The organism is Vibrio sp. Vb0667 (assembly GCF_033391095.1).
In genome coordinates, this window is record NZ_JAWPOL010000008.1 from 36,999 (window position 1) to 49,457 (window position 12,459).

A 12,459-nucleotide genomic window follows, 5' to 3' on the forward strand; every position below is an offset into this window, starting at 1 on the left:
TAAAGCACTTTAATCGAACTCAAACTGATAGAGTAGGTCAACGGCGCTATCTACACCAGATACCGCTTCTAAATACAAGTCTTGCATCAATCGGTAACGCACAGTGAACTCACCTAGGGAGTTAAAGATGCCGACACCATATTTCACCTGCAAACCTGGCAGAATATAACCACTCACCGTCACTTGCGAATCATCGCCCGACCCAGCAGTGTCCAGCTGTAAATCTTGTACGCCAAAGGCTTCACCGATTTCACCAACCACACGACCACTCTTCGCCAAGCTTAAACCAATTAAGGTAGTCGTCATTGCATTACCACCGGCTTCACCATCAATATCTTGACCACGAAGTAGATAAGAAAGCGCATTGGCTTGGTTCATCGCTGGCTCTGAGAAAATTTCTATACTCGGATCAGATGCTGGGCCCGACACTTGTACCCCCGCAATGACATCATCTTGGGTATTGTCTGGATTACGAATCGCTTTGATAGACAAGTAAGGTTGGTCTGGTGGACCATTCATCAGAATCTTACCTTCTTTAATCAATAAGTCCTGACCAAACGAACGATAGGAACCATCGACAACATTCACTTCACCAACGATGAACGGACCTTTGTCTTTTTGTGTCACGTTTAGGTTCCCTTTCAACCCACCTTTTAAACCAAAAGCGGCAAGTTGGAAGTCATCACCAATTTTAATGTTGATGTTCGTTTCCACATCAAACGGCATCGCAGCGACATCGTCCACTGGCTGCAAGTTTTTATCGAGAATAACGGTATCACTCGATACGCCTACCGCACTTGGTGGAAGCTCTTCGACGACAATTCTGCCCCATGGCAAATTAATATCACCCTCAATTTTCGCAAGCTGAGGAGTCACATCTATTGTCATGTCAGGCTCAACTTTGATTTTTACCATTGGGGGCAAATCAACATTGAGCTCTTTAGCAAATACACGCGCTTTAGTACGCCAGTTCTGTAAGTCCTGCCAGTCGGCATCACCGGTAACGTTCAACTCACCATCCGGGGTTAGAATCCCGGCATCCAAGTCCGCTTGATGGCCTTTAAAGTTGATGACGACCTGCCCTGAGTTTATATCTATCGGTGTGACTTCACCCTGTAGCTTCATTTGGTCAATCAAGAACTGACCGTTCACCTTCGGATGCATAACGTCACCTGATATCGCTAGGTCAGTATTCATGTTTGCTTTAAACAAGCTGTACTCACCAATCAACGGTGCCAAGAAGTCCAAGTGGAACGTAGAGAGTGAAACCTTACCATCAATAGTGGGCTTTTCAGACGAGACATTCAGTAAAGAAACCTTACCAGACAAGTCACCGTTATCTTTCACATCAAATAGCCACTCGGCATCAAGCTTGTCTTTCGCTAATGCCGCTTTAAAGTTGAAGCTTTCCCAACCGACTTTAATTGGCTGCTCAAGTGCTTGTTCAACTTGGCCTTTTGGCATATTGACACTTAAGGTTACTTCGGGCTTTTTCTCTGGTGCCCATTTAGCAAAAACCTGTGCATTAACCGAGCCTTGCAGCTTGGTTTCTGGCGGCAGGAATTGCTTGATTTGGTCAAAATCAAAATCATTGATGGCTAGCTTCGCCTGGCCACTCTTACCGACACTAATGTCTTCGGTTAGACATACGCTCGACTCAGCTTGCAACCAACAATGCGCTTGAACGTTCGCGATCTGTTTGTCGATATTGACCTTCACCGCGGTCGATTTTTGCAACGCCCACGGGCCTTGTTGCGAGCTCAGCGTCAAGCGGCGCAGCGCCCCATCCCAAATCATTTCTGGTTTCTGCTGGAATGTCCCTTCAATTTCTAAACTGGTCGACACCAGGTCAGATACTACATCGAGCGTCAGTTGATGCAGTTTTTCATCCCCAGAGATTTCAAGGTCAGCACTATCAACTTTTATGTCGTCATAGGTAATGTTGTTCGCAATAAGGCTTATGTTCGCTTTTGGTGCTGGCAGAGGCTTCACATCACCCTTTAAAGTGATCGTTTCTACGTTCGCCTGTTGCTGCCAGTTTATCTGATTTAAAGCGAGATCAAGATTGATGTCTGGTTCTTTCAAGCTACCACGTAGTGCGACTTTACCTTGCATTTTACCTGCAAGATCCGGAACACTTTTCGCAAAATCAGGGAAGTTAACCTCAACATCCATCAGAATTTGCTTATCTATCTTACCCTTTGCACTGAGTTGGTTTGGACCATGAGAAAGCGCTAGACCCTGAGTGGTAAGTTGGATGTCTTCGCCTTTGCCGTTCTTATCAGACGCTTCAAGTTGCCCTTCAACATTCAGCGGATACCCTCGCAAAATGCCGTCGATGTCTAACTTAGGCAAACTGACTTGCCAACCGCCTTGTTCTGTTAACGATCCCGAAGTCGAAAGGTTACCGCTGATATCCCCTTCAGCTTCTTTCCATTGTAAACCTGGTTGAATATTTTTCAGGTTCAAGTCAGCTTGCCAGTTGATTGGCGCGGCCCAATTGGCCATGACTTTCCCAGAGAGTTCGCCTCCCAGGGTTTTCACTACAAGGCTTTCGAGGTCAATTTGCTCTAACGTACCTTTGCCGTTTAGTGCGACATCAACGGCGGGAATATCTTTGCCCGAAGCTTTGGTTTCTAATGCGACTTCGTAGCCATCAAGTGAGCCTTTTGCCGCCAAGCTTGGTACAGAAACCTGGTAATCGCTTTGTCCAAATAGCGGCCATTGCGCCTGTACATTTTTAATCTCGACATCAAACGGTAACTGCGTTTTAAGCAGTTGAATATCACCTTTGATCTCCGCTTGTACAAGCTCAGAAAGCGTAGCATTTAGTGACAAATCACCAACCGAACCCGAGACCGAAAGCGACAGTTTTTGTCCCTTCGCATCCGCTTGCTTCACTAACGCGTCCAGTTGCGCTTTGATAGGGTAATCAGAAGAAAGCGTCACTTGTGTGCTCAACTTGCCTTCCACTTCTGGCATGTCGAGCTCTAATGTTTTGACATCAACACGCTCACCGCCTGCTCTTGCAACCAAACCAAGATGATTGACGATCACTGGCGTTTCACCTGCCAGTTTGAAATTGTGAATATCAAGACGACGCGCTTCAACCGTCAGTGGAATCCATACTTCGGGTAACACAATATCTTGCGGCGTAACGTCAGTTTCTTTCGGCTCCTCGGCAGCCGCTTCAGGTTCAGCCTCACTTGGTGCTAAAGCCACATTAATGTCTTTCAACGCGGTAGGTGCGATCACCAAACGATCACCCTGCATCGACAAAGCTGTCGAGAATGTTTGCCAATCAATTTGATTGCCCAGCACATTGACATTGATGTCATTAAAGCTGACTTTATTAACAAAAATTGGCACTGGCGTACTGATAGAACGCAGTGGTGGTGTTTCCTCTTGCTCCTCGCTTGCTGGCGGTAGCTCTGGCATCTTAAAGTCAAGCCCCTGCAGTCTTAACTCATCGACACAGACCTTAGGGTCAAAGAAACAGCGGAAGTTCACTGCCAATGCTAAACGCTCGACTTTGGCGTCGATATTCAAAGACTCATCGAAAAAACTGACGTTATGCAGTTCGAAGCGAGGAAACAATGAACCCTGCACTTTTTCAATCTGCAATTGTGGTAGTGCTTTTTCGGCTCCCCACAAGGCAAATTTGAGGCCTGGGTGGGTAAATAAAACTGTCGCGACAATAATGATGAGCAACAGCAATAGACCAATCAAACTGAGCGACAGCCATTTGGTCCACTTAAACATCATTTTGATCATAGCTCAGGCCCCAATGAGAAGTGGATACGAAACTCTCGTTCTGGTTTTGCATCCAACCCCCATGCAAAATCAAAACTAACAGGGCCCACCGGAGACGCCCAGCGGATACCAACACCAGCACCTGATTTCCAATCTGGTGTTTCATTAAACGCATCACCAATATCGTAAAACGTTGCAGCCCACCAGTTTCCATAAACACGATATTGGTATTCTAATGTACTGCTAACAATGTATTTACCCCCCGTCAGGGCGCCACTCTCATCCACAGGTGAAATAGATTCATAGCCGTAACCACGAATATTATTGTCACCACCAGCGAAGAAACGCAGCGACGGTGATAGTTTTTCAAGTTCATCGGTAATATTCGCACCACCTTCTAAGCGGAACAAACCACGATGATTCTCTCCAATACCACGAATCCAAGAAGTCGAGCCAATTAAGCGGAGCACTCTAGTTTCAGAAAGCATAGCGGTATCACCATACTCAATAGTGATGCTTTGCTTGTCTCCCCACATTGGCATATTGCCCCCTCGAACCCTAGTCCGAGAAAATGTCGCACCTGGAAGTACGAAGTTGAATTCATCATCTTGTAAACCTTGCGTAAAGCTCTCGTACAAATGACGAACATAAACGGTATTATGCCAACCACCGTCTGCTAACCAATGACGCTCCACTGCAAGGTTAGACTCGATACTCTGCGTGTCACGGTTGTCTAGGTTTTTAAGCCCATATTGAACTTGATAATAATCGTTAGCGACATCTTCTAAAGGAATTTTGTAAGAAGCAGTCACGGTTTGCTCTGGCTTAGATAGGGATAAAGCAGTGTTGAAACTGTGTCCTCGGGAGCTCACCCAAGGTTTCTTCCACTTCAACGTTCCTCGAACGCCAACATCCGTTGAGTAACCAATACCCGTCTCGATCTGATTCTTCGAAGCAGGAGATAAAGACACTTTAATTGGCAAGTCTCGGCCATCATCAAGCCTATCCAATTCAGGCTCAACAAAAACTGAGGAAAACCACTCCGTATTTGATAGCTTCTGGTTAAACTCGCCCAGCTTCGAAACGTTGTATGGGTCCCCTTCTTTAAAAGGTTGTAGTGATGCGACACGGTCTTCCCAGATGTGGTTGCCAATAAAAGAAACGTCGCCAAAATTGAAACGTATTCCACTGCTGTAGTGCAAACGGACATTAGCTTCGTTCAGATCAGGGATAACCTCTAATCGACTTAGCGTAAACTCACCATTGAAGTAACCACGCTGAAGCGCCAAGTTACGAATGCCTGACTTAAGGCTGTCGTATTGGCCTTGATTCAAAACTTGGCCAACTTTGAGCGGAGAGCGCTCAATAAGTTTTGCAAATTCTTCATCGTCCTTGGCCTCTCCAGTGATGACCACATCCATGACTTTCACTTTCACTGGCAAGCCCGGCTTGATGAGCACAATTAACTCATCATTCGCTTCAGGAATAGAGTATGAAATTTTTGCATGATAATACCCAAGCGCGTTAAGCGCTTCAGTGATACTTTGATCTAATCTCGCTTGAAAACGCAGAGAAGTGGAGTAATCCTTCTCTGGAATAGATGATAGATACGCACTGACATTCTCTTCTAAAGCGCCATCAATGCCTTTCAAAGTCAAAGAAACATCGGCATAGGCACCATGAGAAAAGGCAAACAGGCCAACAATGGTGGGGAGAGCTTTTTTTATCATGCTTTTATGGCTGAATGAGGTTAAGTAAACGTAAATAATGATAACGCCAATTAGATTCTAAGTCTGTAATATTAATAGGTTTAACGCGGTCTATGTCATCACAGCATCAGATACAGACGAAATGAAAAAGTTCGCAAATTTAAGACACGTATTGAAGGACAAATACCATGCTCAACAAACAAACATTGATCAGTATAGAAGATGCCTTGCCAGGTAGAGATCAACCAATGCAGATTGACGATCATCATTTTGTAAATAAATCTAACCTAAAGGCGCCTCTGACGTCACACCAACAGCAGATCTTGCTCGGAATGGGCTGTTTTTGGGGCGCTGAGCGCGTATTTTGGCAACTCGACGGCGTTGTATCTACTTCGGTCGGTTACGCTGGGGGTTACACACCCAATCCCACGTATGAAGAAGTCTGTACGGGTAAAACGGGTCATACAGAAGTCGTACGAGTCGTTTTCGATGAACGCGTCATCTCATTAGAAAAGCTACTGGCTGTTTTTTGGGAAAAACACGACCCAACTCAGGGAATGCGTCAAGGTAACGACTTAGGTACTCAATATCGTTCTGCAATTTACACTTATTCGACGGAGCAGCTCGAGAGCGCAGAGAAATCGAAACTCTTGTATCAGCAAGCACTGCAAGAAGAGCAGCGCGCGAACATCACCACCGAAATACAACCAGCAGGTCCGTATTACTTTGCGGAAACCTACCACCAGCAATATTTGGCGAAAAACCCTGATGGTTACTGTGGCATCGGAGGAACGGGAGTTTGCTTCCCACCAAGCCTCCAAGGATAAACCTAACCAGCAACAAAAAGAGCGACCGATATGGTCGCTCTTTTCTAAATCTAAGTGGGTACCAAGCTAACTAAGCCGATAATGATGCTATCACTTGGTTTACTTCTTTAAAGATGGTGAGCCTTTTATGATCGTTGACGTCAGGTAGTAACACTTTGCCATTGTCGAACTGAAAACAGCCAACCCCAACAATAAAAAATTGACCTTTGAACAACGTTTTAACAAAACGGGCCACTTGTAATGGTCGATATACAGCAAACTCACGTAGCATAACTCACCTCAATTCCTTTGAGAAAACACGGATTGCTTATTTTTCCTCTGCAATCTTAATGCGCAATTTGCGACGGAAATCATTTTAGCAAATTCTAAATATAACGCAAGATTACACCACTCCATACGTTAAATAAATGTTATCAACGGTCCTACAAATTTCTAAGATCTGGATATATACTGGAAGCTTCCAAACCTCGTACGGAATATAACAATATGAAAACTAAGACTCTCCTACCTCTGCTATTGGCCTTAACGCCAAGCTTGACCTTTGCACACAACTTGTCAGTGGGTAAAAGCGTTCCTCCTGTCAATGTTGCCGCTTACGGCGAGATTGTTTTACAAGGCGAAGGCGTTGCATACCAACCCTGGGCAACTCAACATATGCAAGGCAAAGTTCGTGTTATTCAAGCCATCGCAGGCCGAAGCAGTTCAAAAGAAATGAATGCCCCTTTAATGTCAGCAATAACAGCGGAAAATTTTCCACAAGAAAGCTACCAGACGACGACTATCATCAACCAAGATGATGCAATTTGGGGGACAGGCTCTTTCGTGAAGTCTTCAGCTCAAGACAGCAAAAAAGAGTTTCCTTGGTCATCCATGGTTCTTGATGAAAATGGCGTAGTTGCTAATACTTGGGACCTGAAAGAAGAAAGCTCGGCCATTATTGTTCAAGACAAAACGGGCAAAGTTCTGTTCGTCAAAGAGGGCGCACTTGAGCAAGATGAGATAACAAAAGTCATTGAGCTTATTAAACAGAACATCTAGCTTCATTGAATGGCTCCTTGTTCTTGTTGTAAGGAGCTATATGAATTTGATTAGAAGCATGGGCAGTGACAACTCTGCTCTTTATAAGTGCGACACTTCCATCAGAGAGTATTACCAATATTTTTCGGCACGTATGTGTAGAGTTAAATTTTTCTGCTAGCCAACAAAAGAGTGAACTTTTATTCATTATGGGTGTTATATTATAACAGTCGGTAAGAGGAGCTCAGATGTACCACCACCAGCAAAAAACACTAAGATATTGGTATCGCACTGCTTTATTTTTCAGTGTTGCGATGCTGATCGCTTGGAACTTTGCGGTTGTACTTCATCAAGTCGATCTGACGCCCGACCATCATACCCATCATCATTGCCAATTATTTTCTGGTGTTCAGCACGGTATAGCAAAGGTACAACCTACCCTCTCTACACCGACTTTTACGCGCGCCCAGCATCATCATGTTTTTTTGCATCTCGTGTACGGCGAAGAAGTTCTTGGCGCAGCTCGTGCCCCTCCTTATTTTGCTTAATTTCCAAACTATTCCACACTCAAAATTATTGAGTTCATTTCCGCACCTAGTGTGTCAGGAACAATAACTTAGTGAAACTCGAATCTGAGCAATACCGCCTTTGGTTAATGCCAGTAAAATTAGGAAAAATACAATGTCATCAAAACACGTTTTAGCCCTTGCTATTGGCCTCACTTTATCAACAGCAGCGAATGCAAACGAATACCGCCAGCATGGTGCTCATGTGCATGGTCACGTCGAGTTTAATATCGCCCAAGATGGCAAAGATCTGTTAGTAGAGATTACAGCTCCTGGAGCTGATGTTGTGGGTTTCGAACATGCTCCAGAAAACGCGCAACAAGAGCAAGCGCTTAAACAAGCCGTCGCTACACTCGAAGACAGCAACGCATTGTTCGCTATTAACTCACAAGCTGATTGTAATATTGAAGAAGCTTACGTGAGCCACAACCTAAGCGAAACTCATGAGGAACATGATCATAGTGAGCACGACCATGATGACCATGCACATCACGATCATGAAGGGCACGAACACCATGATCACAATGAACATCATGATAAACATGACCACCATGACCACCATGACGCTCATGATGAGGCGCACGATCATGGCGGTCACGGTGAATTTTCGGTGCAATATCGCTTCAGTTGCGAACAAGTTAATCAGCTTAGCCAAATCCAAACCGATTGGTTTAACCAATTCCCAACTACAGAGTCCATCAGCGTCAATATATTCACTGATACCATGCAATCAGCAATTAAATTAAGCAAAGATAACACCCAAATCGTAATCAAATAACACGAGTGGCGTGTAAGTACCCACTTACACGCCACAGCTTTGGTGATTTAATATGACTGAAACCACACCAAATGTTGTCGAGCTAGAAGATGCCCAATTTTTCTGGCCCGGTTCAACCAACCCAACCATCCACATCCCCAAATTACACATTACACAAGGCGAGCATGTGTTTATCAAAGGTCCAAGTGGCTGCGGTAAATCGACCTTGCTCGCTTTGTTGACGGGGATTAACACATTAACTTCAGGCTCTCTATCTGTACTCGATACTGACCTTGCTAGTTTAAGTGCCAGTCAGAGAGACCGCTTTCGCGCCAATCATATTGGCTACATCTTTCAACAGTTCAATTTATTGCCGTACCTTAACGTACTTGAAAACGTATTATTGCCATGTCAGTTCAGTAAAATACGACGTGACCGTGCCCATTTAGGTGCCTCATCTCAAACGTTAAATGAACAGGCTCAGGCCCTACTAGAACGACTGCACTTGCCAAACGAGCTTCATACACGCCCTGTCTCTGAATTGAGTATTGGTCAACAACAACGTGTGGCTGCGGCTCGAGCTCTGATAGGACATCCAGAGTTAGTGATCGCTGACGAACCAACCTCAGCTTTAGACTATGACAATCGTAAGGCATTTATTGAGCTCCTCATGGAGCAAGCGAATCAAGCCAATGCCACACTGGTATTCGTTAGCCACGACCCAACACTCGAACCCTTATTCGATCGCACGCTCAATCTACCCGACATTAATCAAGTATCTAGCCTAGGAGCCATATCATGAGTGCTGTTGTAAAGCTCGCCTGGAAGAGCTTGATGAACCGCAAAGCGACGGCAATTCTAACCATCATGACCGTTGCGATTTCAGTGGTACTCCTCTTGGGCGTCGAGCGTATCCGAACTCAAGCCAAGGATAGCTTCGCCAATACAATTTCAGGCACAGACCTCATTATTGGTGGACGTTCTGGGCAAGTGAACCTATTGCTCTATTCTGTGTTTCGTATTGGTAATGCGACCAACAACATCGATTGGAAAAGCTACCAAGAGTTTGCCAATCATCGTTCAGTCGATTGGGCTATTCCAATCTCGCTTGGCGACTCGCATAAAGGCTTCCGAGTTATGGGAACCAATCACAGTTACTTTGAGCATTACAAGTTTGGAAGTAAGCAACCACTAACATTCAGCAAGGGTAGAGAATTCAATGGTTTATTTGAAACCGTGCTAGGTTCTGATGTCGCTAAACAACTTGGTTATGATATCGGTAGCGAAATCATCATTGCCCACGGCATTAGCGACGTTGGCTTTAGCCGTCATGACAATCTGCCATTTAAAGTTGTCGGTATCCTTGCACCTACAGGAACACCAGTCGACAAAACTGTCCATGTATCATTGGAAGCCATCGAAGCCATTCACGTCGGATGGGAAAGTGGTGCGCGTTTGGGCCCGACACCCAAGGCACAAGATCTCAAAAACAGAGACTTTCAGCCCAAACAAATTACCGCTATGCTCGTTGGTTTGAAATCTCGTATTCAAACTTTCGCCCTGCAAAGACAAATTAACACCTACCCCAAAGAGCCGCTTAGCGCCATTATGCCCGGCGTTGCGTTGCATGAGTTATGGGGAATGATGTCTGTTGCAGAGCAAGCCCTAATGGCAGTATCTGGTTTTGTCGTGATTGCAGGGTTGTTAGGTATGTTAAGCAGTCTATTAACTAGCCTACAGGAACGCCGCCGTGAAATGGCGATTTTGCGTGCCATGGGAGCAAGGCCTCGTCATGTTTTCTCACTCTTAATTAGTGAAGCCAGCTTGCTTACTGCTGCTGGTATTATTACTGGCGTTACTGGGCTGTATGCTATTCTTGCTATCGCGCAGCCGATCATCCAACAGCACTATGGAATACATCTCACCTTAAGCATCTTATCTACTTATGAGTGGATGCTATTAGGTTTCGTACAATGCGCTGGTATTGTGATTGGTTTCATTCCCGCACTCCGCGCCTACCGACAGTCACTGAGTGACGGAATGACAATAAGGATTTAATAAAATGTGGAAAAAAATTCTCGCAAGTTGCTTGCTGGTCGTCGCATTCACAGCGCCTGTTATGGCCAGCGAAGAACCATTAAAGCTTGACTGGATTGACCTTGTTCCAGAAAAAGAGCGTAAATTGTTCGACAGTATAGGCATGCCCGCATCTGATCACAGTGGTGGCGCAGCCCAGCAGTCCAAGATTGGTAACGTTCGACCAGAACTGAACGGAAGCCAAGTTAAAATTCCGGGGTTTGTTATCCCACTTGAAGGTGATGCCGATACCGTCACCGAATTTTTATTGGTGCCATATTTTGGAGCTTGTATTCACGTGCCACCACCGCCTCCAAACCAGATCATTTACGTGAAGTTTCCGAAAGGCGCGCCTGTTCAAGAGTTGTGGGATGTTATATATGTGGTTGGAACGTTGAAAACCGAGACGATAAACCACGAACTGGCAGAAACGGCTTACGTTATTGAGGGATCAGAAATAGAAGCCTACGACGATATGTAATTTAAGTCGTCGATAAGCCTCGCTACACCTAAGGCGTCACACTGGCGCCTTTTTTAGCTTTGTGCTACACGATATAACGAGATAAATACGCTAACACGCCCACATAAATAACCAAAAGAAACGCTATCGACAGGTGCTTTTTGAGTTTACCTGCTTCTGAGAACTTCATAGCCCCTCCAAAATAACGATAACAATTTTAACAACTCATTATCATTTTGAATAGCCCTATTCGTTCAAAAACTGAGAACTCCTGTCTGGTCGCTTGGTCAGATAAGGTGTAAATTTAAACGTGCGAACCGCGCAGTTCTTGGTAGGAAAACGAATGGCAGACCCGACAAAGCAACCTGTTGTCATCGAACATCAGTCAGACACAAAAAAAAATACGCAACAAGAAAAGAAACAAGGCTACATAAAAGACAGTGCTAGTAAGGTAAAAACCATAGCCCAAATACACGGTCTTGACGCCTTACTGCAAACCGAACCGCCAGCCAAATCTGCGTTTGAAAGAGCCCAATTGCGAGAGCAACGACGCCAAGAACAGCGACAAAAAAACTTAGAACAGATTTTAAAATTAGCGCACAGTTCATGCCGAGATGAGACAGCGGGAGAGCCAGACCAAGATTGGTTGCATCGATTTTTTGAGATGGCTCAAGACATCCATAACAGCGCGATGCAAAAGCTATGGGCTCAAGTGATGAAGCGTGAAGTGACCAATCCGGGTTCAACGTCCATGAAAGCGTTGAAAACCCTCAAGGATATGTCACCAAAGGAAGCACAAACTCTGCAAAGAGCCGCCTCTTTAGCGTGCAGTTTTGGAGGGGATCACAGCAGAAAACTGCTGATTGGTTACAAAGCCCAAGGAGGCATATTTAGCTTCGGCAAGCGAGACGTCGCTAACAGCCTAAATATGGGAAGTTTTCAACTGCCGTATTCAAGCTTGTTGCTCTTAATTGAATTAGGGCTGCTGCACAGTGCCGAACTTGAATCTGGCGAAATTAGTATCGAAACACCGTTGGTCCTCACCTACCAAGGTAAAAACTTGTCACTGAACGTAAACAGTAAAGGTGTCCGCCTTTTATATTACCGCTTCACACCCACAGGCAATGAGCTCTGTACCTTGCTCGGAAACAAACCACATGCCGAATACTACGATCAAATGCTTGCACTGTTAAATCATAGATTTAGTGTCCATAGTGAAGCTAAAAGTACGGTTCATCATACCGTCTAGCCAGCTTGAGAAGCATTTGATCACCTATGATCCAAATACTTCTCC

11 protein-coding genes are annotated in these 12,459 nt (G+C 45.0%); 8 read left to right on the forward strand and 3 right to left on the reverse strand.

Annotated features, from left to right (window positions below):
- Positions 1-9: 9 nt before the first annotated feature.
- Both R8269_RS10570 and R8269_RS10575 read right to left on the reverse strand, forming a co-directional pair.
- Positions 10-3,774 carry a translocation/assembly module TamB domain-containing protein gene (locus tag R8269_RS10570; protein ID WP_318222528.1) on the reverse strand — a complete coding sequence of 1,255 codons (3,765 nt, stop codon included), beginning with the start codon at positions 3,772-3,774 and terminating at the stop codon, positions 10-12.
- Positions 3,771-5,483, reverse strand: a complete 1,713-nt coding sequence (locus R8269_RS10575; RefSeq protein WP_005383121.1) for an autotransporter assembly complex protein TamA — start codon at positions 5,481-5,483, stop codon at positions 3,771-3,773. The genes R8269_RS10570 and R8269_RS10575 overlap by 4 nt, the downstream gene beginning before the upstream one ends.
- A gap of 167 nt (positions 5,484-5,650) precedes the next feature.
- Between R8269_RS10575 and msrA the strand changes: the two genes are divergently transcribed.
- Positions 5,651-6,289, forward strand: a complete 639-nt coding sequence (gene msrA, locus R8269_RS10580; RefSeq protein ID WP_017633451.1) for a peptide-methionine (S)-S-oxide reductase MsrA — start codon at positions 5,651-5,653, stop codon at positions 6,287-6,289.
- Between the two features lie 70 nt (positions 6,290-6,359).
- Here the strand turns inward: msrA and R8269_RS10585 are convergent, their stop codons facing one another.
- Positions 6,360-6,560 carry a DUF1107 domain-containing protein gene (locus R8269_RS10585; RefSeq protein ID WP_005379612.1) on the reverse strand — a complete coding sequence of 67 codons (201 nt, stop codon included), beginning with the start codon at positions 6,558-6,560 and terminating at the stop codon, positions 6,360-6,362.
- A 215-nt stretch (positions 6,561-6,775) separates the two neighbouring features.
- Here R8269_RS10585 and R8269_RS10590 point away from each other — a divergent pair, with 215 nt between their 5' ends.
- The 7 genes from R8269_RS10590 to R8269_RS10620 all read left to right on the forward strand — a co-directional run bounded on the left by R8269_RS10590 (position 6,776) and on the right by R8269_RS10620 (position 12,414).
- The gene (locus R8269_RS10590; protein WP_132936730.1) at positions 6,776-7,327 is read left to right on the forward strand and encodes a YtfJ family protein; all 552 of its coding nucleotides are present in this window, start codon (positions 6,776-6,778) and stop codon (positions 7,325-7,327) included.
- 227 nt (positions 7,328-7,554) lie between these two features.
- Positions 7,555-7,854 (forward strand): DUF2607 family protein, encoded by a 300-nt coding sequence (locus R8269_RS10595; RefSeq protein WP_213915172.1) that lies wholly within the window; start codon positions 7,555-7,557, stop codon positions 7,852-7,854.
- Between the two features lie 133 nt (positions 7,855-7,987).
- Complete coding sequence (zrgA, locus tag R8269_RS10600) at positions 7,988-8,650, forward strand: zinc uptake protein ZrgA (RefSeq protein WP_213915171.1); 663 nt, start codon at positions 7,988-7,990, stop codon at positions 8,648-8,650.
- A 52-nt stretch (positions 8,651-8,702) separates the two neighbouring features.
- Positions 8,703-9,431 carry an ABC transporter ATP-binding protein gene (locus R8269_RS10605; protein ID WP_005379603.1) on the forward strand — a complete coding sequence of 243 codons (729 nt, stop codon included), beginning with the start codon at positions 8,703-8,705 and terminating at the stop codon, positions 9,429-9,431.
- Positions 9,428-10,687, forward strand: coding sequence for an ABC transporter permease (locus R8269_RS10610; RefSeq protein WP_005379602.1), 1,260 nt, complete (start codon positions 9,428-9,430; stop codon positions 10,685-10,687). The genes R8269_RS10605 and R8269_RS10610 overlap by 4 nt, the downstream gene beginning before the upstream one ends.
- 4 nt (positions 10,688-10,691) lie before the next feature.
- The gene (locus R8269_RS10615) at positions 10,692-11,186 is read left to right on the forward strand and encodes a DUF3299 domain-containing protein (RefSeq protein ID WP_005379600.1); all 495 of its coding nucleotides are present in this window, start codon (positions 10,692-10,694) and stop codon (positions 11,184-11,186) included.
- Positions 11,187-11,508: 322 nt separating this feature from the next.
- Positions 11,509-12,414, forward strand: a complete 906-nt coding sequence (locus tag R8269_RS10620; protein WP_005379599.1) for a TIGR03899 family protein — start codon at positions 11,509-11,511, stop codon at positions 12,412-12,414.
- The last annotated feature ends 45 nt before the right edge of the window (positions 12,415-12,459 follow it).

Bases quoted from the DNA above. Each gene is read 5' to 3' on its own strand.
- R8269_RS10570 (WP_318222528.1), bottom strand. From the start codon at position 3,774: ATGATCAAAATGATGTTTAAGTGGACCAAATGGCTGTCGCTCAGTTTG.
- R8269_RS10575 (WP_005383121.1), bottom strand. From the start codon at position 5,483: ATGATAAAAAAAGCTCTCCCCACCATTGTTGGCCTGTTTGCCTTTTCT.
- msrA (WP_017633451.1), top strand. From the start codon at position 5,651: ATGCTCAACAAACAAACATTGATCAGTATAGAAGATGCCTTGCCAGGT.
- R8269_RS10585 (WP_005379612.1), bottom strand. From the start codon at position 6,560: ATGCTACGTGAGTTTGCTGTATATCGACCATTACAAGTGGCCCGTTTT.
- R8269_RS10590 (WP_132936730.1), top strand. From the start codon at position 6,776: ATGAAAACTAAGACTCTCCTACCTCTGCTATTGGCCTTAACGCCAAGC.
- R8269_RS10595 (WP_213915172.1), top strand. From the start codon at position 7,555: ATGTACCACCACCAGCAAAAAACACTAAGATATTGGTATCGCACTGCT.
- zrgA (WP_213915171.1), top strand. From the start codon at position 7,988: ATGTCATCAAAACACGTTTTAGCCCTTGCTATTGGCCTCACTTTATCA.
- R8269_RS10605 (WP_005379603.1), top strand. From the start codon at position 8,703: ATGACTGAAACCACACCAAATGTTGTCGAGCTAGAAGATGCCCAATTT.
- R8269_RS10610 (WP_005379602.1), top strand. From the start codon at position 9,428: ATGAGTGCTGTTGTAAAGCTCGCCTGGAAGAGCTTGATGAACCGCAAA.
- R8269_RS10615 (WP_005379600.1), top strand. From the start codon at position 10,692: ATGTGGAAAAAAATTCTCGCAAGTTGCTTGCTGGTCGTCGCATTCACA.
- R8269_RS10620 (WP_005379599.1), top strand. From the start codon at position 11,509: ATGGCAGACCCGACAAAGCAACCTGTTGTCATCGAACATCAGTCAGAC.